Consider the following 26580-nt stretch of genomic DNA (forward strand, 5'->3'; position numbering starts at 1 on the left):
CAGGAGAGGTCCCTATGCGTTTAACCGGTCTGACACACCCGTGGGTTTTCGGCGCGCTGTGCGCCGTTGCCAGCAGTGCCGTGATTGCCGCCAGCAGCGGCCAGGACAGCGCCCGTGAGGAAATTGCCACCCAGGCAAAAGCCCTTGAGCCGGCGCTGCTGGAAACCCGACGCGATATCCACGCCCACCCGGAATTGGGCAACACCGAAATCCGCACGGCCGAACTGGTTGCGAAACAACTGCGCGACCTGGGCCTTGAGGTAAAAACCGGCGTCGCCCGTACGGGCGTCGTTGCAGTACTGAAAGGCGCCCTCCCCGGCCCCACCGTGGCCCTGCGCGCCGACATGGATGCGCTGCCGGTGAAGGAAGTCGCCGACCTGCCCTTCGCCTCCAACGCCAAAGGTACCTACCTGGGCAAGGAAGTCGACGTGATGCACGCCTGCGGCCACGACGCCCACGTCGCCATCCTGCTGAGCACGGCGAAAATCCTGAGCGGTATGCGCGAACGCCTGCCGGGCACTGTGGTGTTCTACTTCCAACCGGCCGAAGAAGGCCCAAGCGACTTCATCCCCGACGGCAAAAATACCTGGGGCGCCAAGATGATGGTGCAGGAAGGTGTGATGAAGGCGCCCAAACCGGACGCGGTGTTCGGCCTGCATGTGTGGGCCGGCGTGCCCGCCGGGCAGATTGCCTACCGTCCTGGACCGACCCTGGCCAGCTCGGACGATTTGCGCATCAAGATCCTCGGCAAACAGACCCACGCCGGCCGCCCTTGGGACGGCATCGACCCGATCACCGTGGGCGCGCAGACCATTGTCGGCCTGCAGACCGTGGTCAGCCGTCGCACGGATATCTCGTCATTCCCGTCGGTGGTGAGCATCGGCACCATCAATGGCGGCACGCGTTACAACATCATTCCGGAGTCGGTGGATATGACTGGCACCATTCGCTCCTACGACTACGGTATCCGTCAGAAGCTGCACGCGGACGTGCGCCAGACCGTGGAAAAAATCGCCGAAAGCGGCGGCGCCAAGGCCGAAGTCACCATCATCGAGAAGTACGATCCCACCATCAATAACCCGGCGCTGACCGAGAAGATGTTGCCGAGCCTGCGTTGGGCGGCCAAGGATGATGTGGTGCAGGGCCCACTGGTGGGCGGTGCTGAGGACTTCTCGTTTTATGCCAAGGAGGCACCGGGGCTGTTTGTGTTCCTGGGGGTGACGCCCAGGGATCAGGACATGAGCAAGGCGGCGCCGAACCACAATCCGGGGTTCTTTGTGGATGAGTCGGCGTTGGTGGTGGGGGTGAGGACGTTGGCGTCGTTGGCGACGGATTATCTCTATACCAACTAATCGCCGAGATGGTTTTCTGTGGTGGGCAGGGTTGACCTGTAGTGAGCGGGCTTGCCCCGCGCTGGGCTGCGCAGCAGCCCCTAAAAAGCCGGGAGCGCTTCGCACTCCAGCGCGAGCAAGCTCGCTCACCACAGAAGCCCGTTCACCACAGAAGCTCGCTCACCACAGCAAGCCCACCCGTCTCAGCCCGCGAGCGCAGCCCCGTCCATTTTCTGGCGCAAACTCAACGGACGCATATCCGTCCAGACTTCTTCAATGTAGGCCAGGCATTCTTTCTTCATGCCACTCTTGCCCACGGTGCGCCAGCCTTCCGGCACGGCCTTGTAGTCGGGCCAGATGGAATACTGTTCTTCATGGTTGACCACTACCTGAAACAGGATGTCGTCGCGGTCAAATACTGAGGTCATTGCTGTTCTCCATCGCTAAAAGGCTGGCTGCGCACCGTGCGCAGCACTGATATCTGTAAAAACGTACCAAGCCTGCAAAAAATTAGAGGCTGGCGACCGCCGCCGCCAACGCACGTCCGAAGATGTCCGCCACTTGGTCGACTTCAGCCGCCGTGATCACCAGCGGCGGCAGGAAACGCACCACACTGCCGTGCCGACCACCGAGCTCCAGGATCAAGCCGCGCTTTAGGCATTCACGCTGTACCAACGGCGCCAGTTGGCGATGCACGGGCGGATGGCCCTGAATGTCTAGTGGGCCATTCGGGTCCACCAGTTCGACACCCAGCATCAGCCCACGACCGCGAATATCCCCCAGGTGTGGGAAGTCGCGCTGCAGGATGCGCAGGTGTTCACCCAGGCGTTCGCCCATGGCAGCCGCGTGACCGGCCAGGTCGTGGTCCTTGAGGTAGCGCATCACCGCCGAGCCCGCCGCCATCGCCATCTGGTTACCACGGAAGGTCCCGGCATGGGCGCCCGGCAGCCAGGTGTCGAGCCAGTCGCGATACACCACCACCGCCAGTGGCAGGCTGCCGCCGATGGCCTTGGACATCACCACCACATCCGGAATGATGCCGGCGTGTTCGAAAGCAAACATTTTGCCGGTACGACCGAAACCACTCTGGATTTCATCGACGATCAACGCCACGCCCGCCTGCTCGGTGATACGGCGCAGGCCACGCAGCCAGTCGAGATCCGCCGGAATCACACCGCCCTCGCCCTGCACCACCTCGACAATCACCGCCGCCGGCAGTAGCACGCCCGCTTCCGGATCATTCAGCAGGTTTTCCAGGTAATGCAGGTTGACCCGCACGCCCTCCGCGCCACCCAGGCCAAACGGGCAACGGTAGTCGTAGGGGTATGGCAAAAACTGCACGCCATTGCCGAGCAAGGCACCCAAGGGTTTCTTCGGCCCCAGGCTGCCCATCAGGCTCAGGGCGCCCTGGCTCATGCCGTGGTAACCGCCCTGGAACGACAACACCGTGCTGCGCCCGGTGGCGGTGCGCACCAGCTTCAACGCGGCTTCCACCGCATCGGTGCCGGTGGGCCCGCAGAACTGGATCTTCGCCTCCCGCGCCAATGCCGGCGGCAACAGGCCGAACAGGTCCTGCACGAACTGGTCCTTGACCGGCGTGGTCAGGTCCAGCGTGTGCAGTGGCAGTTCATCGGCCAGCACTTGCTGGATGGCCTCGATCACCACCGGGTGGTTATGCCCCAACGCCAGGGTGCCGGCGCCGGCCAGGCAGTCGATGAAGCTGCGGCCTTCCACGTCTTCCACGTAAATACCCTTGGCGCGCTTGAGCGCCAGGGGAATACGCCGAGGGTAGCTGCGGGCGTTGGACTCCTGCTGGCGCTGGCGGGCGAGCAAGGGTGTTTCGTCGAACTGGTAGAGCGTTTCATGCACCTGGGCGTCTTCGATACGGCTGGTAGCGACTGACATTTCTCGATCCCTCAATACGCTGATGTGGTGACCAAACTGCCGATCCGCTGGCGTCTGGCCCAAGGGGCATGCGCACGGATTTCCTGTTCTGGAAACGCACCAGCATGAGAGGGATTTAGTGACTGTGATCGTTAACTGATGGATGAAGATCCAAATGTGGGAGCGGGCTTGCTCGCGAATGCAATCTGCCAGTTGATGGGAGTGGCGACTGACGCACCGCCTTCGCGAGCAAGCCCGCTCCCACATTTGAACCGCGTTCGGCATCAGAGCCCGAGGTATTTTTCGTTCAGCGCATACAAAATCGCGCAGGTCTCCCCGTCCAGAAACCCGCAGTAATCCCGAGGCCGAAAGTGCATCTGAAACGCCCTCGTTCTCTGCTGAAACCCTTGCCGATTTTTCGCAGGCGCATACCCGTAACGCTGAAACGCCCGCTCCACCTCGACCTCTGGCGGCAACCCGAGGCAAAAGCGGCGCTGGTACATTGCCCGCGTCGCCTCATCAAACCAGGCCCCTACCCCCGCCTCATGCAAACGCTGCCATGGCAGACGCGGCCCCGGATCACTCTTGCGGCTGAACGCCACGTCCGAATGCCCGAGGATGTCGGTCGGCCCGATCTGCGGATAACGCCCCAGAACGTCGCGGACCAGCGCAATCAACACCTCGATTTGTTCCTCCCCGTAGGCAGGAAACGTGAACACACCGCCATCATCCCGCGCCAGGTTGACAATCTCGATGCCAATCGAGCGGCTATTAAGGTTGTCACGCCCCGCCCAATGGCTCACCCCGGCATGCCAGGCGCGTTTGTCCTCCTCCACCAAGCGGAAGACCCGCAGTTCTTCATAGCCCGCAGCGCGGTAGCTGGGGTCCTCTGGATCGGGCAGTAGGTAGTGCGCACTGACCCCGTCCTGGGTCAGGGTGCGCAGAGAGGAGCCAAAAGGCACCGCTGTGTAATGCACGATCACCTGCCGCACGGGTTCGCCGTTGCGCTCGTTGAAGCCTTTGGCAGGGAAGCTTGTATCGATGACCAACATAAGAACCGTCCTTTTCAATACAGGCCGAGTCGTTCAGCCCGTTCAAGCGCAAAAAATTACCGCCATCCTGAAGGCTTGATCCTCAGGAGGGCGGTAACTATGTGGCACTTGAAAGAAAAGTGATCAGCGCCGTAGCGGCATGCCCAATTCGACGCGCAGGCCATCCGGCTGGCTGTCGAACTTCAAGGAGCAGGAGCAGCGCTGCACGATCGCTTGCACGATCGCCAGGCCCAGCCCGCAGCCTTCGCTGCTGCCATTGCGCCAAAAGCGTTGGGTCAGGTATTGCAGGTCCTCCGACGAAATCTGCTTGCCGTGGTCACGCACGCAGAACACCACGTTATCCGCCTCGATCAATACGCGCAGTTCCACCCGCGTGTCCGCCGGCGTGTGGCGCAAGGCGTTGTCCAGCAGGTTGCGCAGGGCCGCGACCGCCAGGCCCACCGGCATTTCCACCGGGGTAACCGAGAGGTTATCCGGCAGGATCAGGTCGATGCGCGAGTTATCACCGGCATTGGCATCCTGGAGGGCCAGCCGTGCCACGTCCTCGGCACTGGAGTGCATGCCATCATCAAATGACAGGTTGCCCTCCACCCGCGCCAGCAGCAGCAATTGCTCCAGGGTGCGATGCAGGCGGTCGGCGCCTTCCTCGGCGTGGGCCAGGGATTGGTCGCGGGCTGCGCCGTCGGTCATGCGCGCCACTTGCAGGTGGGTCTTGATCGCTGTCAACGGGCTGCGCAGTTCATGGGCGGCGTCGCCGGTCAGGCGGCGTTCGCGCTCGATGGTCTTGGCGATGCGTTGCAACAATTGGTTCTGGGTGTCGAGCAGTGGCTTGAGTTCGCTGGGCAACGGGTGGATCTGCAGCGGTTCCAGGGAGTCCGCACTGCGCCGCATCAGAGCGTCACGCATGCGGTTGAGCGGCAGCAGGCTCTGACCGATGCCCAGCCACAACAGGCACAGACAGCCGAGCATTGCCACACCCACCGGCACCGAAGCGGCCAGCAGAATCGACAGGTTCAACGCCTCACGCTCCACCTGACGGTCGGCGGTGGTGATCAACAGGTCGCCACGGGATAGCGTGAAGCTGCGCCAATTCACCCCATCGATCACCTGATCACGAAAGCCACTCTGGCGCGATTCCAGGCCTTCATCCGGCGTGGCATGACTGCGCGCCAATACTTCGCCACGCAACGAACTGACCTGGCACGCCATGCCACCCGGCACGTTGAGTTGTGCCCCATGGAAATGCGCGCCGCCACTGACACTGGCCAGGCCCGGCATCTGCTCGGTCAGCCCCGCCACCATGCGCGCCGATGCCACCAGGCGTTGGTCGAGGGAGAACATCATCTGGTTGCGCAGATCGTTGAGCATCCAGGCTGCCGCCAGGGCCCAGATCAACACAAAAGCGGCGCCCAGCTTGAACGTCAGGCGCAGGCGCAGGCTTTTCACGATGCGTCCTCGCCCCCATCCGCAGGGCCCAGGCGATAGCCGAGGCCGCGCACGGTCTCGACGATGCCATTGCCCAATTTGCGCCGCAGGTGGTGGATATGCACGTTGAGGGCGTTGCTTTCCAACTCGTCGTTGAAGCCGTAGACGCTGTCCTTCAGTTGTTCACTGGACAGCACCCGGCCTTTGTTGTGCAGCAGGGCTTGCAACAGCGCCTGTTCGCGGCGCGACAGGTCCACCGGTTCGCCGCCCAGGAAGGTCTCGCGGCTGCTGGGGTCGTAGGCCAGGCGGCCATGTTCGATCAGGTTGACGCTGCGTCCCGCCACACGGCGCAGCAGGGTTTGCAGGCGGGCAGCGAGTTCGCGCAGGTCGAAGGGTTTGAGCAGGTAGTCATCGGCGCCGGCTTGCAGGCCGTCGACACGGTTGGTCACCGAATCGCGTGCGGTGAGGATCAGCACCGGAATCTCCAGGCCCTGGCTGCGCTGTTGCTGCAGCAACTTGAGGCCGTCTTCGTCCGGCAGGCCGAGGTCGAGCACCATGATGTCGAACGTCGCCGCCTTGAGCATCGCGCGCGCAGCACCCGCCGTGGCCACGTGTTCGACGGTGAAACCTTGGGCGGTGAGGCCGGCCACAATGCCGCTGGCGATCAGTTTGTCGTCTTCACAGACCAGTACGTGCATGGTGAACCCTTCATGAAAGATGGGGAGATTAAAGGGGCAGCGGATTAAGCGCAGATTATGCCGCTAAACACCCCACACTCAATCTAGAATAGCCGTGGTTAATCATCGGTTAATCAACGCCACACATTGTGTGCCTACTTGCATCGAACTAAGGCTTGACCATGCGGCATCTGTTTACCTTTCTGCTGGTGTTGTTCGCGGGATTCGCCCAGGCCGCGCCGGGCAATCCGTTTGAGACCAAACCCGACTTCCTGCCGGTGGGCAAAGCCTTCACTTTTACCTCCGAACGTCTTGAAAGTGGCGAGACCCAGCTGTACTGGCAGATTGCCGACGGTTATTACCTGTACAAGCAACGCATGAAATTCGATGGCCTGGCCGAGAAGCCCGCGTTGCCGCAAGGCGAGGCGCATACCGATGAATTCTTCGGCGACCAGGAGGTGTATCGCCAGGGCCTGGAAGTGAAGATCCCGGCTGGTGCTACCGGGCAGGTCAAGCTCGGCTGGCAGGGCTGTGCCGATGCGGGCCTGTGCTATCCGCCGCAGTCGATCACCGTGGACCTGGGCGGCAACCCGGCCGTCGCCGCGACCGCCGAAGCTCAGGATCAGAGTCTGGCCAGTGGCCTGCAACAACGCAGCCTGGGTTGGAGCCTGCTGATTTTCTTTGGCTTGGGACTGCTGTTGGCCTTTGCCCCGTGTTCATTGCCGATGCTGCCGATTCTCGCCGGTTTGGTGGTAGGCAGTGGCGCCAGCCCGCGTCGCGGGTTTGCCTTGGCCAGCAGCTACGTCGTGTGCATGGCGCTGGTGTATGCCGCGCTCGGCGTATTGGCTGCGTTGCTTGGCGCCAACCTCGCCGCGCTCCTGCAAACCCCATGGATCCTCGGCAGTTTCGCTGCGCTGTTCGTGATCCTCGCCTTGCCGATGTTTGGCTTCTTTGAACTGCAACTGCCGGCCTTCCTGCGTGACCGCCTGGACAACGTCAGCCGCCAGCAAAGCGGCGGCAGCCTGGTCGGCGCGGGAGTTCTCGGCGCCTTGTCCGGCCTGCTGGTGGGCCCGTGCATGACCGCACCACTCGCCGGCGCCCTGCTGTACATCGCCCAGAGCGGCAATGCGCTGCACGGTGGCCTGATCCTGTTCGCCATGGGCATCGGCATCGGCATTCCGCTGTTGCTGCTGGTGACCGTGGGCAATCGCTTCCTGCCCAAGCCAGGCACCTGGATGAATGTGCTCAAGGGCATCTTCGGCTTCCTGTTCCTCGGCACCGCCGTGCTGATGATCCGTCCGGTGCTCGATGAAAGCTTGTGGATCGGCCTGTGGGGCACGCTCGCGCTGGTGATGGCCTACTGCGGCTGGACCCTGGCCCGCGAATACGGCCTGGCCGCCAAGGTGTTTGGCGCCGGTTCCCTGGTGCTCGGCCTGTGGGGAGCGGTACTGGTGGTGGGCGCAGCCGGTGGCAGCGATGACCTGTGGCAACCGTTGAAGGTCTACAGCGGTTCGCGGACCGCCGCCGCGCCGAGCGCCCACGACGCCTTCATGACCATCAGCGACCCCGCCGTGCTGCAAAGCCAGCTCGACAGCGCCAAGGCCCAAGGCCAGTGGGTGTTGGTGGACTATTACGCTGACTGGTGTGTGTCGTGCAAGATCATGGAAAAACAGGTGTTCGGCAAACCCGAGGTGATGGCTGCCCTGAAAGACGTACGCCTGCTGCGCCTGGACGTCACCGCCGACAACGCCGCCAGCCGCGAGCTGCTCGGCCGCTATAAAGTCCCCGGCCCTCCGAGCTTCGTGTGGATCGGCCCGGACGGTGAAGAACGCCGTGCCCAACGCATCACCGGCGAAGTGGATGCCGCCGCCTTCCTGCAACGCTGGACGCAAACACGGGACGCCCTCTGAATGCTGACCCTGACCATCGGCACCTTCGCCATCGCCCTGAATCACATCCTGCTGATCAGTGCGCTGATTCTCGCCACCCTGGTGGGCTGGCGCGTGGCCAAGCGTGGTGGTGAAAACCCGGAATCGGTGCTGTTCAGCCTGTTCCTGCTGGGCATGTTGGTGGCCCGCGTCAGCTTTGTGCTGATGTACTGGAGTGATTACAGCCACGCTCCGCTGCAGATGGTCGACCTGCGTGACGGCGGCTTCCTCGCCTGGCCGGGTGTGATCGCGCTGATCCTGGGTGCGCTGCTCTACGGCTGGCGCCGCCCGGCCCTGCGCAAGCCGCTGGGCGCCGGGGTGATCACCGGCCTGGTGTTCTGGGGCCTGACCAGTTTGTCCCTGAGCCTCTACGACAAAGGCTCGCAACTGCCGGACATCACCTTGCGCAACGCCAATGGCGACGTGGTGCAACTGGCCGATTACAAAGGCGGCCCGCTGGTGATCAACCTGTGGGCCACCTGGTGCCCGCCGTGCCGTCGCGAGATGCCGGTGCTGGAACGTGCCCAGCATCAACGCCCCGACGTGACCTTCCTGTTCGTCAACCAGGCCGAAAGCATGCAGAGCGTCAGCACCTTCCTCGCCACCCAAGGCCTGACCCTCGACAACGTGCTGTTCGACGCCAGCGGCCGCCTCGGCCAGGCCGTTGGCTCGATGGCCTTACCGACCACCCTGTTCTACCAAGCCGATGGGCGCCTGATCAACAGTCACCTCGGTGAACTGTCCCAGGCCAGCCTGGCCCGTGCCATGGAACCCTTCGACGCCACAATAAGGAAACCGACATGCCAAGCCTCCGCCACCTGCTGATCTCGCTGCCGCTGACGCTTGCGGCCACCCTGGCCCAGGCCGAAGACTGGCCGGCGCCGATCAAACAGATCGAAGCCAAGGGCGCCAAAATCCTCGGCAAGTTCGACGCCCCCAGCGGCCTCACCGGCTACGCCGCCCAGTACCAGAACCGTGGCATGGCCCTGTACCTGACCGCCGACGGCAAAAGCGTGATCGCCGGCAACCTGTACGACGCCCAGGGCAACGACCTGAGCAGCGCGCCTCTGGAGAAACTGGTATACGCGCCGATGGCCAAGGAAGTCTGGGCCAAGATGGAAAAAAGCAGCTGGATCCAGGACGGCGACGTTAAAGCCCCACGCATCGTCTACCTGTTCAGCGACCCCAACTGCCCCTACTGCAACATGTTCTGGGAACAGGCCCGCCCGTGGGTAAAAGCCGGCAAGGTGCAGTTGCGCCACATCATGGTCGGCATCATCCGCGAAGACAGCCCAGGCAAATCCGCCGCGCTGTTCGCCGCCAAGGACCCGCAAAAGGCCTTGGAAGAGCATGAAGCCGCTGGCAAGGGCAGCAAGTTGCAGGCACTCGACAAGATTCCGGCGGATATCGAGGCCAAGCTTGATAACAACATGAAGTTGATGGACGAGTTGGAGTTGTCGGCGACGCCGGCGATTTTCTATCTGGATGACAAGGGTGGGTTGCAGCAGCAGCAAGGGGCACCGTCGCCGGAGAAGCTGGTGAAGATTCTTGGGCCGAGGTAACACCTGCATTAGTCAAGAGAATGCCCGCTCTGAGCGGGCACTCTCTGTGAACGACGAATCATGGGATCCGCCAACGGCGAATTAGCGAATATGGTTTACTCTCGATAGCACATGCTGAAGTTATCGATAAACGAGTAATCCTGTACAAGAACTGTCATCCACGCAACAGCGGTGCCAGGCGACGTTACCAATTCGACCCAAAATCCGCCTCGCCAATCGTCAGGGTAGGTCTGTTCCTGGACTACATTACCGGCGCGATCATAAAAGGTGACGGTCGCTGGTCGTTGTTTCCATGCCCAACTGAACCTGACAGATTCCAGTTCACGACTGAAATCAAACCGATGTAACTGTGGTGGATCTTGATGATCGGAATTCTCACACATGACAAAGTGCTTACCTGAGTAGTAGCTATCATCGCCAAAAGTGACGATACCCGCCACCCCCGATCCGGATTGAAAGGTTATTTTCATCAGGGACGTCTGAATACTGCCTCCCGCAGCAAAAGTCCCCAACGCCAAACCTTCGAAACGCTCCACCTGACAGACCAGTTGCCGTTTAAAAACCAGGTTCAACACCGGAAACATGACGACATCAGCTCCATGCTCGTTGGCATCGTCTGCCACGATGCAAGTGACTGTAAGGGCAGATTCATTTTTTAATAACTCTAGCTCTGATCGACTCATCGTCAAAGAGAGTCCATCGTTTGCCTCCGCCTGGGTGAGTGGTCTGCCATTCGCTAAGTAGAACGTATGACTGCCTCCCTCCTTTTTAGTACCTGTGCATTTCAGCCAGACGAATTGTCCCGGCAGCGCAAACCACCATTTTTCAACCGTGATCAAAGCATCACCCAAAAAGCTCGTCAGATCCAGAACGCCGTATTGAGTAGCGCGTGGCGTGGCCTGTTCGACGACCGGTGTGGGCAAGCGTGTTGGTTTAGTGATTTTCAGGTTCGAAGTAGGTGAAGAAAACGTTCTACCTGTGTCCGTCACCACGGTGTAATTGATCGGCACCGTTTTGTTCATCCCATGAATCACGGCCTCTCGTGGAATGTCGAAGTCGACATACCCCGGCACTGTATTGCCCTGCTTCGGCGATAATGGCAGGCAGGTACCGTCTGGCCGTTTCCAACACACAGAGATGGTGTGCCGCGTACTGATCCGGTCGTATTGCACCCGGACCGTAACACCCTCCCGGCCATTCCAGATAACCAGTTGCGAGTCCTGGGCTTCCAAGACCTCGGGCTCGCGCAAGACCAGGTCTTCCTGCACGACAGTGAGTACCAGAGGCGGGAAACTCACTGCCGTGTTTTTATCATCACTGCCATCAAGGGTGACCTTACAGTTGAAGGTCAACGCTTTACCATCGGCCAGTTTTTCAAGCTCGGCCCGCTGCAGAATCGACGCAACGCCCTTACCAACTTGGTCGGCCGTCACGGGCTCGCCCTCGAAGACCTTGATCTTGAGCTCGGTGCCATCGTCGCGAATACCGAGGCCTTCGAGCCAGACCTTCTGACCCTCAAGCATGTAGGGAATATCCCCCGTCCAGTGAGCGACGCTGATATTGGCATTGCCAGGGAATGTACCCAGATTCAGGACCAACTTGGTAGCCTGTACTACCTCTGGCGTCGGCCAATGGGCCGGGACCAAGACATCCAATTCAAGGTTGTTGGACGTCAGTTGCTTACAGGTGCTGGTCATTGAGTAATGGAGTACGACAGTTTTACCGATGCTCCTGATAACAGCCTCGAACGGCAGTTCGAAGTCAACATAACCCGGATTGCTATTGCCAGGTTTAGCCGGCGACGGCCAGCAGGCACCCTGAGCAGTTTTCCAACAGGCAGCAAGCGTATGCCGAGGGCTGATTCCCAGGTATTGCACGCGCACGGTCACGCCGTCCCGAGCGTTGATTGGGTTGAGTACCGTGCCCGACGCCTGGCATACCTTCGGCGCGTCAAGTTCCGGGTTGTGCTGACTGATATGGAAGGTTTTAACTGGGAACTCGAAAGCCGCCAGCAGATCCTCGGCCTTGAAACCCACGGCGAAGTGCAGTTCAAAGTTGCTGCAATCGGCCAGCGTTTCCAGATCGCTCCTGCGGATGGGGGTGTCGACCCCATGCGTCTTCCAATTGTCTGTGACAGGAACCCCCGTCAAAATATCGAACCGGGAAACGCTACCGTCTTCACCCTCCCCCGTAACCCACATCCAACACCAGTTCGAGCATTTGGCATACGCCCATACCGGCACTGTAGCTGTTGCATCCCCAGGGAAGATGTTGAGGTTCACCGTGTCGTCATTGGCCTCTTCAATAACCGCGTGGGTGAACTGGGGCACTGAAACGCTGACCACCTGCGGCGGTGATGGCTGTTCAGATTCATTGAAGGCAACGCTGTAGGTCAGCGTCATTGACTTGTTGAACAAATCGGCAACGGTACAGGACGGCAGTTTGGCAAACGCCAGATCCCCCTCCTTTTCAACGGTCACGCAGCCCAGCGGTTCGGCTTCGGAACCAGGCGCGTTCACAAAGAAACATACACGGTCGCCCGCATACGTATCCAAATCGGGCGTGTCTACATCCCCGCCGTCTTTGGTGAGTTCAGGGTTAAGGCACCAGCCACCGTTGTATTCTACCGACTGCCGTAAATGGGGGGCCTTGAGGTCCAACGCAGGATCAACAATTAAAGCCGCCGTGCGCCGACGTTGAATTTCCAGCGCATTTCTAGGCAGTTGCGTCTCAAGGTGAGGAGGAACATTAGCCGGAGGTTGAGCCGGCAAACCGCTAGTGATCCAGGCGCATTGGAGGGTGAGCGACTTCCAGGGTTTACGGCGCGCCAACCAACCACGGCGAATTGAGAAGCTGAGTACATTGCCCGCAACTGCATCAGCAGTCGTTAACGCATAACCATACACCACGGTGTAGAAAACGTGCTTAGCCGCGTCTTGCTCTGTAGCAGCTGTGCAGTAAAGCTTGTCTCCTGCCTTGGCAAGAGGTGGGACTGGCACACGTACGATCTCATCGCCCGTGTGATCGTGCATGTCATAGGTAGCCGTGTTGTGGAGGATTTTTTCGTGAAGTAAATGAGGTGCGAGCGCTCCACTTTCGCTCGCCGAATAAAACGAAATACCCACTTTCTTGACCAGCGAAACAGAGTGCTGCCCTTGCACTCGTCCTGAGTACGAAATGAGGAGCGTGAACCCCATCGTCTTCGTTAGATATTCCAAGGGGATCTTGATCTCCCTGGCGCCAGAGTTACCACTTGAATCCACAACGTCCTCAAATTCCAGTCCAGGCACCGGAGCTCCATTATGGTCCTCCGCGCTGAACCTGACGGTGATATCCGAGCTGTCCATACGTGAATCGACGGTCAGGTATGAGCCAACCATTCGGGATGGAACAATGGTTGCATCCACCTCGCTGGAAATCAGCGGGGCATTTACTTCAATCGCTTCCAGTTTGGATGCTTGAGCTTCTGCGCTTTTCGGCTTTGGTGTATTGTCAGCGCTTGATGAAGTTTCGAGGGTTGGGGTTTGCTTAGCCATGAGAAGAACTCCGTGTTCCAGAAGATATGCCCCCAGCCAGACCTGACAGGCGGTGGGGTTCTCCTAGTAAGCGCTCTCAATCCAGACCCGTATACTGTCAGAATTGACAGTTCTGACGCGTGGCTTGCAGCAACAGCAAGGGGCACCGTCGCCGGAGAAGCTGGTGAAGATTCTTGGGCCGAAGTAAGCGTCGCCTTGACTGACGCCTTCGCGAGCAAGCCCGCGAATAGGCGCTGACAGTCGGCAAACATTTCGAGTCTTACAGCCCCTCCAACTCCGCCATCAAATCACTCAACCGATCCACCTTCTCGGCACTGATGTCATTCGCTGCCAACCCGTCGATATACTCAGCCAACTCGCCTACCGTGCTGCACTCGAACATCGCCCGCAGCGGCACGTCCCGCTGCAAGGTCTTCTGCACCCGCGAGGCAATCTGCGTGGCCAGCAACGAATGCCCGCCCAGCTCGAAGAAGTTGTCTTGCACCCCTACCCGCTCAACCTTCAGCACTTCGGCCCAGATCGCGGCCAAGGTGGTTTCCAGCTCGTTGCGCGGCGCCAGGTAGTCCTGGCTCTGCAACTGGCCGATCTCCAGCGCAGGCAACGCCTTGCGGTCGAGTTTGCCATTGGCGTTGAGCGGCAGGCGGTCGAGCCACAGCCAGTGCAGCGGCACCATGTATTCCGGCAGTTCAGCACGCAGGCGTTGCTTGATGCGGTCGAGGCGTTCGCTTGGGTTCAGTGCCTCATCCGCCGCCACCAGGTAGCCGACCAGATGCTTGCCGTTGACGCCTTCCTGCACGCCTACCACCGCATCGCGCACTTCCGGTTGTTCGTGCAGGCGCGCTTCGATTTCACCCAGTTCGATGCGGTAGCCGCGAATCTTCACTTGATGGTCGACACGCCCGACGTATTCCAGCACACCGTCACTGCGACGGCGCGCGAGGTCGCCGGTGCGGTAGAGGCGTTCGCCGGGCGCGCCGAACGGGTTGGGTACAAATACCGGCGCGGTGCGCAGCGGATCGCTGACGTAACCGCGACCGACACCGGTACCGGCGACGCACAACTCGCCAACTGCGCCTTGCGGCACCAGTTCCAGCGCGCCATCGAGCAAGTACAAGCGGTTGTTGTCGGTCGGCGTACCAATCGGCAAGTAGGTGCCACGGGTAGACGCCAGGTCGACGCGATAGAACGCCACATCGTCCGAACATTCCGCCGGACCATAAGCGTTCACCAGCCCGATCTCGGGGTAACGCAACAACCACTGATGCGCCAGCTCCGGTGGCATCGCTTCGCCGGTTGGCAGCATCCAGCGCAGGCCATCCAGGCTGATGCGGTCCTGGGCCAACATGCCCTGGATCAGTGATGGCACGCTTTCCAGCACGGTGATCCCTTGGGTCTGAACGTGTTCCAGCAGGCCTTGGGGATCATGCGCGATGGTGTTCGGCACGATATCCACCCGCGCGCCAAACAGCGGCGCGGCAAGGAACTGCCACACGGAAATATCGAAGCTTTGCGACGCAGTCTGCGCGATCACATCGGCGTCGCTCAAGGTCAGGTATGGCACCTTGCTCAACTGGTTATTGAGCATGCCGCGCTGTTCCACCATCACGCCTTTGGGCAGGCCGGTGGAGCCCGAGGTGTAGATCACATAGGCAAGGTTGTCCGGGCGACTGTAGACGCCGGGGTTTTCGCCCCGTGCCGGTATCTCTTCCCACACCAGCAACTGGCAGTCGAAACCCTCCAGCAATTCGATGGCCTGCTCGCGGGATGCTTCGGTGCAGACCAGCAACGGCGTACGACTCAGGTCGATGATGCTGCGCAGGCGCTGGCTTGGCAGGCCTGGGTCTAGCGGCAAGTAGCCTGCACCCGCCTTGAAGCTGCCGATGATCATGCCGAGCAGATCGAGATTACGTTCGGCCAGCAATGCCACCGGCTGATCCAGACCGACACCCGCGGCTATCAGCGCATGGCCGAGGCCGTTACTGCGGCGGTTCAGTTCGTCATAGCTCCATTGCTGATCAAGGCAACTGGCGGCAATGCGCTGTGGATGCGCGGCGACCTGTTCTTCGAACAGTTCGATGTAGCTGCGCTCCAGCGGGTAAACATGCTCACTCTGGTTGCAGCCCTCTACCAGGAACTCACGCTCCTGCTCGCCAATCAGCGGCAGGTCGGCCACGTCGCCATGGAAGCCTTGGACCAACGCCAGCAGCAGGCGCTTGAACTCGCCGAGCATGTCTTGCACGGTGGTTTCGTCGAAGTAGCGCTGGTCGTAAGACAGGTGCAAGCCCAGGTCATCGCCCGGATAACACACGGCCGTCAGCGGGAAGTTGGTGTGGGTGCGGCCGGAGTCCGAGGTGGCATTCAGGCTTTGTGCGCGGTCCAGCACCGAGACTTCCACCGGGGCGTTTTCGAACACGAACAGGCTGTCGAACAGCGGCTGGCCCTTGGGCAGTTCGCTGTGTTCCTGAATCGTCACCAGCGGCAGGTATTCGTACTCGCGCAGTTGCATATTGCTGTCGAGCAAACCACTCAGCCACTGGCGCACGCTGCAACGCTGGTCATCCTCGGGCAGTTTCACCCGCAGGGCGATGCTGTTGATGAACAGGCCGACGGTGCGTTGCATCTCCGGCATTTCCACCGGGCGGCCGGCCACGGTCACACCGAACAACACGTCGCGATCGCCGCTCAGGCGACGCAGCACCAGCGCCCATGCCGCCTGGGCAAACGTGTTGACGGTCAGTTGGTGAGCCTGGGCCAGTTCGCGCAGTTGCGCACCGTCGCGGGCGTCGAGGCGGGTGTAGCAGTCGCCCACCACCATGCCGCCGCTGTGGCCCGCGTGCTCACGCAGGAACGGCCGGTCGCTCGGGATCGGCGTGGTGCGTTCGAAGCCTTGCAGGTTCTGCTGCCACCATTGGCGTGCCTCATTCAGGTTCTGGCGTTGCAGCCAGGCGATGTAGTCGCGATAACGCGGCGGTGTGGCCAGTTGCGGGTCGCGGCCTTCACCGAGGGCCATGTAGAGCTCGAAGAAGTCATTCATCAGCAACGAACGGCACCAGGCATCGATAAGGATGTGGTGGTTGCTCATCATGAACCAGTAGCGCTCGGCGCCGACGCGGATCAGGCGAAGGTGGAACGGTGCCTGGTTGAGCAGATCGAAACCGGCTTCGCGCTCTTGCTTGAGCAGCGCTTGCAGGCGTGGTTCCTGTTCGCTTTCCGGGTCGTTGCTCCAGTCCAGGTATTCAATCGGCGTGCTGCCCGGTTTGTGGATCACTTGCAGCATGTCTTCGCCGACGTTCCAGCAGAACGAGGCGCGCAGGGCTTCGTGACGGGCGATCACCGCCTGCCAGGCCTGGGCGAAACGCTCGGGGTCGAGGGCGCTGTTGATGCGGTAGCGGTCCTGCATGTAGTAGAGGCCGGTGCCGGGCTCCAACAGGGTGTGCAGCAGCAGGCCTTCCTGCATTGGGGTCAGCGGGTAGACGTCTTCGATGGCGCTGGCGGCAATCGGCAAACTGTCGAGTTGCGATTGGGTCAGGTGCGCCAGCGGGAAGTCGGACGGCGTGAGGCCACCGGCATTGTCTTGCAGGCAATGCGCGACCAGGCTTTGCAGCTCAGCGAGATAGGCATCTGCCAGTTCATGGATGCTCTGTTGATCATGGCGTTCGCGGCTGAAGGTCCAGCGCAGCACCAGTTCACCGCCGTACACCTGGCTGTCGACGCTCAACTCATTGGGCAGCGGCGCGTCCGGGTCATGGGCCAGGCCGGCGGGCTCGTCCAGTGGATGGAACAGCGCGTCGGCGCCGAAGCTCTGGTCGAACTGACCGAGGTAGTTGAAGGTGATCTGTGCGCTCGGCAGCGCAGCCATGCTCTGTTTGCACAGGTCATCGGCCAGGTAGCGCAGCACGCCATAGCCCAGCCCTTTATGAGGCACGCCGCGCAGTTGTTCCTTGATCGCCTTGATCGAATCGCCCTGCCCGGCGTGCGGGGTCAGGCGCAGCGGATAGGCACTGGTGAACCAGCCGACGCTGCGGGTCAGGTCGATTTCATCGAACAGGGTTTCACGGCCGTGGCCTTCCAGTTGGATCAACGCCGAAGGGTGGCCGCTCCAGCGGCACAACACGCGGGCCAAGGCGGTCAGCAACAGGTCGTTGACCTGGGTGCGGTAGGCACTTGGCGCCTGTTGCAGCAACTGGCGGGTGTGTTCGGCATCCAGGCGCACGCTGACGGTCTCGGCATCGCGATTACGCAGCGAGCCTTGCGGACGGGCCACCGGCAATACGGTTTCCGGCCCAGCCAATTGGTCTTGCCAGACGCTCAATTCTTCACGCAGGGATTCGCTGCCGGCATAGGCCTGTAAACGCGCGGCCCAGTCACGCAAGGCGCTGGTCTTGGCCGGCAGGCTGACGGACTGACCGTCGCTGAGTTGACGGTAGACGTTTTGCAGGTCTTCCAACAACACGCGCCACGACACACCGTCCACCACCAGATGATGGATCGCGATCAGCAACCGTTGCTGCCCCTCGGGACCGTCCACCAGCAAAGCACGCAACAGCGGGCCGTGTTGCAGGTCGAGGCTGCGCTGGGTGTCGGTGAACAGCGCGGTGCAGTGAGCCATGTCGCGCACTTGCGCCTGCATCAACACGCCGCCTTCCGGCACGGCCAAATGCTCGGCGTGCCATTGCGCGTCGCGCTGGCAGAAGCTCAGGCGCAGGGCGTCGTGATGTTCCAGCACTGCCAGCAGCGCTTGCTCCAGGCGATGGGGATCGAGCAGTTGCAGCGGCTTGAGGACCAGCGCCTGGTTCCAGTGCTGACGGTTCGGGATCTCGGTGTCGAAGAACCAATGCTGAATTGGCGTCAGGCCCGAAGGGCCGGTAAGCACGCCTTGCTCTGCGGTGATTTGCTCGGAACGCGTGGCTACGGCGGCCAGGGTCTGCACGGTCTGGTGCTGGAACAGATCACGCGGGCTGAAATGAATCCCGGCCTGCCGCGCACGGCTGACCACCTGGATCGACAGGATCGAGTCGCCACCCAGCTCAAAGAAGTTATCGTCCAGCCCGACTTGCTGCACGTTCAGTACCGCACACCAGATCGCAGCCAGGGTGCTTTCAAGTTCATTGCGTGGCGCCACATATGTTTGGCGGTTTGCCTCAGGATCTGGTTGCGGCAGGGCACGGCGGTCGAGCTTGCCATTGGCGGTCAGCGGCATGCTGTCCAGCACGATCAGGTGCGCGGGCACCATGTAGTCCGGCAGTTGCGCCTTGAGATGGGCCTTCAGCGCGTCACGCAGCGCGCCGTGCTCGGCATCGCTGACCAGATACGCCACCAGCTGTTTGCCGCTCGGCGAATCCAACGCCAGCACCACCGCTTCGCGCACGGCTGCATGTTCCAGCAGACGGGTTTCGATCTCGCCCAGCTCGATACGGAAGCCACGGACTTTCACCTGATGGTCGATCCGCCCCAGGTACTCCACCAGGCCATCGGCGCGTTGGCGCACCAGGTCACCGGTGCGGTACAGGCGCCCGCCGTTGCGCGCAAACGGGTCCGCGACAAAACGTTCGGCGGTCATGCCCGGACGCTGGTGATAACCCTGGGCCAGGCCCGCCCCGCCGACGTACAACTCGCCGGTCGCGCCTTGCGGCACCAGGGCCAGGTCGGCGTCGAGAATGTAAGCCACGCGGTCACCGATGATGCTGCCGATCGGCACGCTGGCGGCGCCCTCCTCCAACTGCTCCGGTGCAAGGCTGGCCAGCGGCATCACCACGGTTTCAGTCGGGCCATAGGCGTTGAAGAACACCTGCGGCTGGAACGCGGCACGGATGCGCTGCAAGTGTTCGCCGGTCAGGGCTTCGCCGCCGGTGATGCACATACGCACCGGCAAGGTCTGCTGCTGAGTGGCCAACCACTGCGCCAACTGGCTGCCGTAGCTCGGGGTGAAGCCCAGGATGTTGATGCCATGGGTGCGGATCAATCCGCAGATTTCCTCGGCATCCCACTGGCCCTGAGCCCGCAACACCACCTGCGCGCCGCTGAGCAGCGGCACCAACAGGCGCTCGGTGGCGGCGTCAAAGTTGATCGAATAGAAGTGCAGCTCGCAGTCATCCGCGCGCATGCCAAACCGCTCGATCACCGCCGCGCAATGCATGGCGATTTCACCGTGAGACACCACCACGCCTTTCGGCTTGCCGGTGGAGCCGGAGGTGTAGATCAAGTACGCCTGGTGTTGCGGCAGGCTGATAAGCGGCAGCGCATCGGCCGGGTAGTTGGTCAGCACCGGCAAATCATCTTCCAGGCACCAGCAGGCCACGGTGGCCGGCAACTCGCCGAGGGCTTCGAACATCGCCGCATCGCTGAGCAGCAGGCTGATGCCGCTGTCTTCGATCATGTAGTGCAGGCGATCCAGCGGATATTCCGGGTCCAGCGGCACGTAGGCGCCGCCCGTCTTGAGGATCGCCAGCAGGCCGATGACCATTTCCAGGGAGCGCGGCAACGCCAGGCCGACACGCACCTGCGGGCCGACCCCACGCTCGCGCAGCATCCAGGCCAGGCGGTTGGCGCGGGCGTCGAGTTCACGGTAGCTGAGAGTCACGCCAGCAAAGGTCAGCGCCGGCGCATCGCCACGGGCTGCCGCCTGCTGGCTGAACAGTGGGTGGATGCACTGATCGAGACGGTGCTCACCTTTCTCGATGCCCAGGCTGTCTTGCAACACACGCTGTTCATCCGCGCCCAGCAACGGCAATTCGCTGAGACGCTGCTGCGGATCCGCGATCAAGGCTTCCAGCAGGTTGCGCCAATGCTCAGCCATACGCGCAATGCGCGGTTCGTCGAACAGGTCGGTGCTGTAGGTCAGGCAGCAACCCAGGCGATGGTCGAGGTCGGTGACTTCCAGGTTGAGGTCGAACTTGGTCGCGCGGGCATCGTTGGCCAGGTATTCGACGGTCATGCCAGCCAGTTGGCGGCTTTGCTGGAACTCCCAGCGCTGCACGTTGCACATCACCTGGAACAGCGGGTTGTACGCTGCGCTGCGCGGGGGTTGCAGGGCCTCCACCAGATGGTCAAACGGTAAATCCTGATGGGACTGACCCTCGATCACGGTGTGGCGCACTTGCTCGAACAACTGCGCGACATTCATCTGCCCATTGAGCTGGCAACGCAGCACCTGGGTGTTGAGGAACGCACCGATCAGGCCTTCGCTTTCCGGGCGAATGCGGTTGGCGACCGGAGCGCCGATACGCAGGTCGGTCTGGCCGCTGTAGCGATAGAGCAACACAGCCAGGGTGGCGGTCATGGTCATGAACAGGGTAAGGCCGCGTTCGGCATTGAAGGCACGTACGCGGGCCGCAAGGTCGTCGCTGAGGTCGAAGCGATACAACTCGCCCTGGTGGCTTTGCACAGGCGGACGCGGACGGTCGCCGGGCAGTTCCAGCAGCGGGTGTTCATTGCCCAGTTGCGCAGTCCAGTAATCCAATTGGCGCTGACGTTCGCCGGATTCCAGCCACTGGCGCTGCCACACGCTGTAGTCGAGGTATTGCACGGGCAGCGGCGCCAGCGGCGAGTCGCGCTCGTCGATAAAGGCTTCGTACAACGCGCTGAGTTCACGGGCAAATATGTCCATGGCCCAGCCTTCGGTGACGATATGGTGCAGGGTCAGGACGAGGTAGTGTTCCTGCTCGCCGGCCTTGACCAGGCACGCACGCAGCAACGGCCCGGTTTCCAGATTGAATGGCGTGTGCGCCTCGTGATCGGCCAGTTGTTGCAGGCGCGGTTGGCGTTCGGTTTCGCTCAGCGCGGAAAAATCCTGCCAGTCCATGCGCAGTCCCGTTTGCGGCGAAACCTTCTGATAGGCCACACCGTCGACGCTCGGGAACGTCGTGCGCAGCGTTTCGTGGCGCATGATCAGCGCTTGCAACGCCGCCTCGAAACGCCCCACATCCAGCACGCCGCGCAGGCGCGCCATGCCGCCGACGTTATAGGCCGGGCTGTCCGGTTCCATCTGCCACAGGAACCACATGCGCTGCTGGGAATAGGACAACGGCACCGGTTGGCTGCGGTCGACCTTGGCGATGGCAGTCTGTTGGTTGCGCTGGCCCGACGCTTGGATCAGGCCGACCTGCTCGGCAAACGCCCCCAACTCACTGGCTTCGAACAGGGTGCGCAACGGCAGCTCGACGTCACACGCGTGGCGGGTGCGAGAGATGATCTGCGTGGCCAGCAACGAATGGCCGCCCAGGGCGAAGAAGTCATCGCGCAGGCCGATGCTTGGCAGGCCGAGGACTTCGCGCCAGATGGCTGCGATCTGCTGTTGCAGCGCGGTTTCGGGTTCAACATGTTCACGCACTTGCCACACCGGTTCCGGCAATGCACGGCGGTCCAGCTTGCCGCTGGGGCTCAGCGGCATGGCGTCCAGACGCATCAGCAGCGCGGGCACCATGTACTCCGGCAGCTCGGCGGCCAGGGCGGTTTTTACAGCCTCCTCGTCCAGTTCGCCCTGAGCGGTGAAGTAACCGATCAACTGCCCGTCACGCACCCGCACCACGGCTTGGGCGATACCCTCCAGGGCGAGCATGCGCGCTTCGATTTCTTCCGGCTCCACACGAAAGCCGCGCAGCTTGACCTGCTGATCAAGCCGACCGAGGTACTCGATCACGCCGTCGGCATTCCAACGGGCGCGGTCACCGGTGCGATACAAGCGTGCGCCTGCTTCACCATAGGGATCGGCAACAAAACGCTCCGCCGTCAACCCGGCACGTCCGAGGTAACCACGGGCCAGGCCGATTCCGCCGATGCACAGCTCACCCGGCACGCCCAACGGCACAGGGTTGAGCTGTTCATCCAGCACACGGCAGATCACATTGCCCAGCGGCCGGCCAATCGGCGAGCGCTCGCCGTCTTCGGCGCGGCAGTGCCAGTGAGTCACGTTGATCGCGGTTTCGGTCGGGCCATAACGGTTGTGCAATTGCACCGCTGGCAACTGTGCCAACACGCGATTACGCAACTCGGCGGGCAAGGCTTCGCCGCCGGAGAACAGGCGACGCAGGCTGGTGCATTCAGCCACCAACGGCTCGTCGATAAACAACTGCAACAGCGGCGGCACAAAGTGCAGCGTGGTCACGCCGTGTTCCTGCACCAACTGTGCGATGCGATGGGGGTCGCGATGCTCACCAGGGCCAGCCAGCACCAGACGGCATCCGGTAATCAGTGGCCAGAAGCATTCCCACACCGACACGTCAAAACTGATCGGCGCCTTTTGCATCAGCACGTCGGTTTCATTGAGTTGATAAGTGGCCTGCATCCATTGCAAGCGCTCGGCCAAAGCCGCATGCGTATTGCCCACGCCTTTGGGCTGGCCGGTGGAGCCGGAGGTGTAGATCACGTAGGCGAGGTTATCGCCATGCAGGTGCAGGCCGGGCGGCTGGGTTGGCCAGCTATCGAGGTGCAGGCTGTCCATGGCGATCACGCAAACGCCTTCGGCACTCGGCACCTGTTCCAGCAGTGCAGTCTGGGTCAGCAGCAGGTGTACGCCACTGTCCTTGAGCATGTAGGCCAGGCGCTCGGCGGGGTAATCCGGGTCCAGCGGCACGTACGCGCCACCGGCCTTGATGATCGCCAGCAAGCCGACCAGCAATTGCGGCGAGCGCTCGGCGGCGATGGCCACGCACACATCCGGGCCGACGCCTTTGTCGCGCAGGTAATGGGCCAGGCGGTTGGCCTGGGTGTGCAGTTGGGCGAAGGTCAGGCTGCCGCCATCCCAGACCAGCGCGGTGGCGTCCGAGGTCTGCTGGTTGAGCAGCTCCGGCAGCCACTGCTGGGCTGGCGCGCAGGGTGCTTCGCTGTAAAGCGCCTGTTCGTCGTGGTGCATCAGCCGCAGGTCGCCGATGGCTTGCTGGGGGTGCTCGCAGACGGCGTGCAATAGGTTGATGTAGTGCTCGGCCAGGCGCTGGATCGTCGCGTTTTCGAACAGTTCATCGGCGTAGTCGAACGACAGGCTCAGGCGCCCGTTGCGGTCTTCTTCGGTGTGCAGTTGCAGGTCGAACTTGGCTTCGCGACTGTGCCACGGCAACTCGTCGGCGAGCATGCCCGGCAGGCGGCGCAAGGCGCTGAGGTCGCGTTGCTGATGGTTGAACATGACCTGGAACAGGCCCTGCTCGCGGGCCTGCGGGAAGGCTTCCAGCAGTTGTTCGAACGGCAGGTCCTGATGGGCTTGGGCACCCAGCGCCGCCTGGCGTGTCGCGGCTAATAGCTCGTTGAACGGCAGGCGTCCATCCAGCTCGGCACGCAACACGAGGGTGTTGATGAAGAAGCCGACCAGGCCTTGGGTTTCCTGGCGCGGGCGATTGGCGTTGGGCACGCCGATGCGAATGTCGCGCTGGCCGCTGTAGCGATGCAGCAGGCTTTGGAATGCCGCCAACAGCAGCATGAATGGGGTGGACTCGTTGGCCTGGGCTGTCTGGCGAATCGCGTCGCAGAGGCTCGCGCCAAGCCGCACGGTGTGGCGTGAGGCACTGTGACAGTGGTGTGCCGAGCGCGGGTGGTCGGTCGCCAGGCTGAGGGTGGGGTGCTCCTCACCCAACTGCGCTTTCCAGTACGCCAGCTGACGCAGGCCTTCACCTTCGGCCAGCCATTGGCGCTGCCAACTGCCGTAGTCGGCGTATTGCAGGGCCAGGGGCGGCAGTTCCAGGGTTTGGCCTTGGGCTGCGGCGGCGTAGAGGCGCGAGAATTCGTCGATCAAAATATTGAGCGACCAGCCGTCGGCGATGATGTGGTGCAGCGTCACCAGCAGTTGGTGATCTTCATCGTCGAGGCGCACCAGGGTCACCCACAGCAACGGGCCTTTTTCCAGGTCGAACTGGGTGCGCGCTTCGTCTTCGCGGATCTGTTGCGCACGGGCTTCGCGCTCGGCAACGGGCAGGTCGCTGAGGTCGATGACTTGCAGTTCGAAATCCGCTTTGGCGTCGACACGCTGGAAAGCCTGGCCGTCGCGCTCATAGAAGCGCGTACGCAGGGCTTCGTGGCGCTGGATCAATTGCTGGAAGCTGGCGCGCACGGCGTCTTCATCCAGCTCGCCGCGCAGGCGCAGCGCGCCGGGGATGGTGTAGGCGCTGCTGCGGGGGTCCAGTTGCCAGGTGATCCACAGGCGGTTCTGCGCCAAGGATTGGGGCAATTCCTCTTGACGCGACAAGCTGTGAATCGCGCCTTGGGCGACGCCACCGTCTTGCTGCAACTGCGCAACGTTGGCCGCGAAGCCTTCCAGGGTCGGCGCTTCGAACAGCATGCGCAGGTTCAGTTCCAGGCCGAGGGTTTCGCGCAGGCGTGCGACCACCTGGGTGGCGGTGATGGAGTTGCCGCCGAGCAGGAAGAAATGATCATCGGCGGCAACGCTTGCGATGTTCAGTTGCTCACACCAGATCGCCGCAATCTGGTTGTGCAACTCGGATTCCAACGCCCCATCGCTCACCTGCGCTTGCAGGTCGGGGAACTGGGCATAGCTGTCGAGGCTGCCGTCCTTGTGACGAAGCGCACAGGCTGCGCGCTGCACTTTGCCGCTGGAGGTCTTCGGCAAGGCGCCGGGGTTGAGCAGCACCACCACGCTTGGCGCCTCTTGATACGCCTCGGCGACGGCCTGTCGGATCGCCTTGATCAGCGCTTCAGGCGGTAGGATTTTCTGCACGCTGCGGCTGATTTCGGCGGCAATGCCGATACCTTCCAGGCCCTGTTCATTTACCGCAAATGCCGCAACCCGGCCTTTGCGCACCACTTCCACTTCGCGCTCGATGGTCTGCTCGATGTCCTGGGGATACAGGTTGTGGCCGCGTACGATCAGTAAATCCTTGAGGCGTCCGGTGATATACACCTCGCCGTCACGGATGAAGCCCAGGTCGCCCGTGCGCAGCCAGGTACGACCAGCGTGCTCTACGAAGGTCTTGGCGGTGGCTTCGGGGTTGCGCCAGTAGCCGTGGGCGATGCTCGGGCCGGTGGCCCAGAGTTCGCCGACGCTGTTGTCGCCCAGCTCGGTGAGGGTGTGGGGGTCCGCGATCAGCACCGCGTGTTCCGGCTGGCTGGTGCCGCAGCTCATGATCGCACTGCCCTGCCCCGGTTTGGCGCGGTTGGCGGCCAGGGCCTGCTCGTCAACACGCAGCGCCGGGATGCCATGGCCACGGCTGCCGCCAGCGACAAACAGGGTCGCCTCGGCCAGGCCGTAGGAGGCAAAGAAATTGTTCGGGGTAAAACCACAGGTAGCGAACTTCTCGGCGAAGCGTTCCAGGGTGTCGAGGCGGATCGGTTCAGAACCGGAATAGGCCACGCGCCATTGGCTCAGATCCAAGCGTTCCAGGGCTGTCTCGCTGACCCGTTCGCTGCACAGGCGATAGGCGAAATCCGGACCGCCGCTGATGGTGCCGCCGTATTCGCTGATCGCTTCCAGCCAGCGCAAGGGGCGACCAAGGAAGTAAGCTGGCGACATCAGCACGCAGGGCACGCCACTGAAGATCGGTTGCAGCAGGCCGCCGATCAGGCCCATGTCGTGGTACAGCGGCAGCCAGCTGACGATCACGTCATCCGGGTTCAGGTCGATGCCAAAACCGCGACGGATCAACACTTCGTTGGCGACCAGGTTGCCGTGGCTGACTTGTACGCCCTTGGGAAGCGCGGTGGAGCCAGAGGTGTATTGCAGGAACGCGATGTCGTCCGGATGCAGGTCAGGGGCGACCCAATGGCCGAGGCTTTCCAGGCTATCGACGCTCAATACCGGCGGCGCGTTTTCGATCTGCGACAAGCCATCGGCGAGGCTGGCGATGGTCAGCAACAGGCGCGGCTCGGCATCGCTGATGATCGACAGCAGGCGCTCCTGATGGTGACGACGGGTGGACTCCGGTGGATAGGCCGGCACTGCAATCACACCCGCGTAGAGGCAACCAAAGAACGCCGCAACGTAATCCGGGCCGCTGGGAAACAACAGCACGGCACGGTCACCCTGGTCCGCATTGGCTTGCAAGGCGGCGGCGATGGTGCGGGCGCGCTGGTCCAGGTCGCGGTAACTGAGCACAACACTATGCTCGGCGGATTCGGCGAGGAAGCGCAGGGCGACCTGGTCCGGGGTCTGCGCGGCGCGACGTTGAAGGGACTGGACCAGGGTGCGGGGAAGTTCGAAGGCGTCCATCATGGGGTTCCTGCCTGAAATCGGCTTACGGGAAATTC

The 26580-nt window shown here is 62.1% G+C and carries 11 protein-coding genes; 4 read left to right on the forward strand and 7 right to left on the reverse strand.

All coding sequences use genetic code 11. The features are described 5' to 3' along the window. The first annotated feature begins 14 nt into the window (after positions 1 to 14). Complete coding sequence (locus tag ACP7C6_RS04355; RefSeq protein WP_426108303.1) at positions 15 to 1352, forward strand: amidohydrolase; 1338 nt, start codon at positions 15 to 17, stop codon at positions 1350 to 1352. A gap of 182 nt (positions 1353 to 1534) precedes the next feature. Here ACP7C6_RS04355 and ACP7C6_RS04360 read toward each other — a convergent pair whose 3' ends face one another. The 5 genes from ACP7C6_RS04360 to ACP7C6_RS04380 all read right to left on the reverse strand — a co-directional run bounded on the left by ACP7C6_RS04360 (position 1535) and on the right by ACP7C6_RS04380 (position 6390). Further along, entirely contained in the window at positions 1535 to 1759 is a 225-nt protein-coding gene (locus ACP7C6_RS04360) for an MbtH family protein (protein WP_028617283.1), read from the reverse strand. Positions 1760 to 1841: 82 nt separating this feature from the next. After that, the gene (locus tag ACP7C6_RS04365) at positions 1842 to 3236 is read right to left on the reverse strand and encodes an aspartate aminotransferase family protein (protein WP_305382096.1); all 1395 of its coding nucleotides are present in this window, start codon (positions 3234 to 3236) and stop codon (positions 1842 to 1844) included. Between the two features lie 263 nt (positions 3237 to 3499). Next, on the reverse strand, positions 3500 to 4267 hold the full coding sequence (locus ACP7C6_RS04370; RefSeq protein WP_426108304.1) for an N-acetylmuramoyl-L-alanine amidase: 768 nt from the start codon (positions 4265 to 4267) through the stop codon (positions 3500 to 3502). 123 nt (positions 4268 to 4390) lie between these two features. Next, a complete protein-coding gene (locus tag ACP7C6_RS04375; protein ID WP_426108305.1) occupies positions 4391 to 5713 on the reverse strand; it encodes an ATP-binding protein in 1323 nt (440 codons plus the stop codon). Continuing rightward, the gene (locus tag ACP7C6_RS04380) at positions 5710 to 6390 is read right to left on the reverse strand and encodes a response regulator (protein ID WP_028617287.1); all 681 of its coding nucleotides are present in this window, start codon (positions 6388 to 6390) and stop codon (positions 5710 to 5712) included. Before ACP7C6_RS04380 ends, ACP7C6_RS04375 begins: the two co-directional genes overlap by 4 nt. Before the next feature lie 161 nt (positions 6391 to 6551). Between ACP7C6_RS04380 and dsbD the strand changes: the two genes are divergently transcribed. Genes dsbD through dsbG form a run of 3 tightly spaced genes read left to right on the forward strand, consistent with a single transcriptional unit; the run spans position 6552 to position 9859 of the window. Then, on the forward strand, positions 6552 to 8279 hold the full coding sequence (gene dsbD / locus ACP7C6_RS04385) for a protein-disulfide reductase DsbD (RefSeq protein WP_426108306.1): 1728 nt from the start codon (positions 6552 to 6554) through the stop codon (positions 8277 to 8279). Then, positions 8280 to 9122, forward strand: coding sequence for a TlpA disulfide reductase family protein (locus tag ACP7C6_RS04390; RefSeq protein ID WP_028617289.1), 843 nt, complete (start codon positions 8280 to 8282; stop codon positions 9120 to 9122). It begins immediately after the preceding gene. Beyond that, entirely contained in the window at positions 9098 to 9859 is a 762-nt protein-coding gene (dsbG, locus tag ACP7C6_RS04395) for a thiol:disulfide interchange protein DsbG (RefSeq protein ID WP_311893304.1), read from the forward strand. Before ACP7C6_RS04390 ends, dsbG begins: the two co-directional genes overlap by 25 nt. A gap of 95 nt (positions 9860 to 9954) precedes the next feature. On the opposite strand, the gene ACP7C6_RS04400 is transcribed toward dsbG, so the two are convergent. Both ACP7C6_RS04400 and ACP7C6_RS04405 read right to left on the reverse strand, forming a co-directional pair. Then, complete coding sequence (locus ACP7C6_RS04400; RefSeq protein WP_311893305.1) at positions 9955 to 13395, reverse strand: hypothetical protein; 3441 nt, start codon at positions 13393 to 13395, stop codon at positions 9955 to 9957. A 259-nt stretch (positions 13396 to 13654) separates the two neighbouring features. Continuing rightward, positions 13655 to 26545, reverse strand: a complete 12891-nt coding sequence (locus tag ACP7C6_RS04405; protein WP_426108307.1) for a non-ribosomal peptide synthetase — start codon at positions 26543 to 26545, stop codon at positions 13655 to 13657. Between the last annotated feature and the right edge of the window lie 35 nt (positions 26546 to 26580).

This window comes from Pseudomonas sp. TWR1-1-4 (assembly GCF_049897165.1).
GTDB classification, from domain to species: Bacteria; Pseudomonadota; Gammaproteobacteria; order Pseudomonadales; family Pseudomonadaceae; genus Aquipseudomonas; species Aquipseudomonas canadensis.

Excerpts from the sequence above, each read along its gene's own strand:
- ACP7C6_RS04355 (WP_426108303.1), top strand. The coding sequence starts at position 15 with ATGCGTTTAACCGGTCTGACACACCCGTGGGTTTTCGGCGCGCTGTGC.
- ACP7C6_RS04360 (WP_028617283.1), bottom strand. The coding sequence starts at position 1,759 with ATGACCTCAGTATTTGACCGCGACGACATCCTGTTTCAGGTAGTGGTC.
- ACP7C6_RS04365 (WP_305382096.1), bottom strand. The coding sequence starts at position 3,236 with ATGTCAGTCGCTACCAGCCGTATCGAAGACGCCCAGGTGCATGAAACG.
- ACP7C6_RS04370 (WP_426108304.1), bottom strand. The coding sequence starts at position 4,267 with ATGTTGGTCATCGATACAAGCTTCCCTGCCAAAGGCTTCAACGAGCGC.
- ACP7C6_RS04380 (WP_028617287.1), bottom strand. The coding sequence starts at position 6,390 with ATGCACGTACTGGTCTGTGAAGACGACAAACTGATCGCCAGCGGCATT.
- dsbD (WP_426108306.1), top strand. The coding sequence starts at position 6,552 with ATGCGGCATCTGTTTACCTTTCTGCTGGTGTTGTTCGCGGGATTCGCC.
- ACP7C6_RS04390 (WP_028617289.1), top strand. The coding sequence starts at position 8,280 with ATGCTGACCCTGACCATCGGCACCTTCGCCATCGCCCTGAATCACATC.
- dsbG (WP_311893304.1), top strand. The coding sequence starts at position 9,098 with ATGCCAAGCCTCCGCCACCTGCTGATCTCGCTGCCGCTGACGCTTGCG.
- ACP7C6_RS04400 (WP_311893305.1), bottom strand. The coding sequence starts at position 13,395 with ATGGCTAAGCAAACCCCAACCCTCGAAACTTCATCAAGCGCTGACAAT.
- ACP7C6_RS04405 (WP_426108307.1), bottom strand. The coding sequence starts at position 26,545 with ATGATGGACGCCTTCGAACTTCCCCGCACCCTGGTCCAGTCCCTTCAA.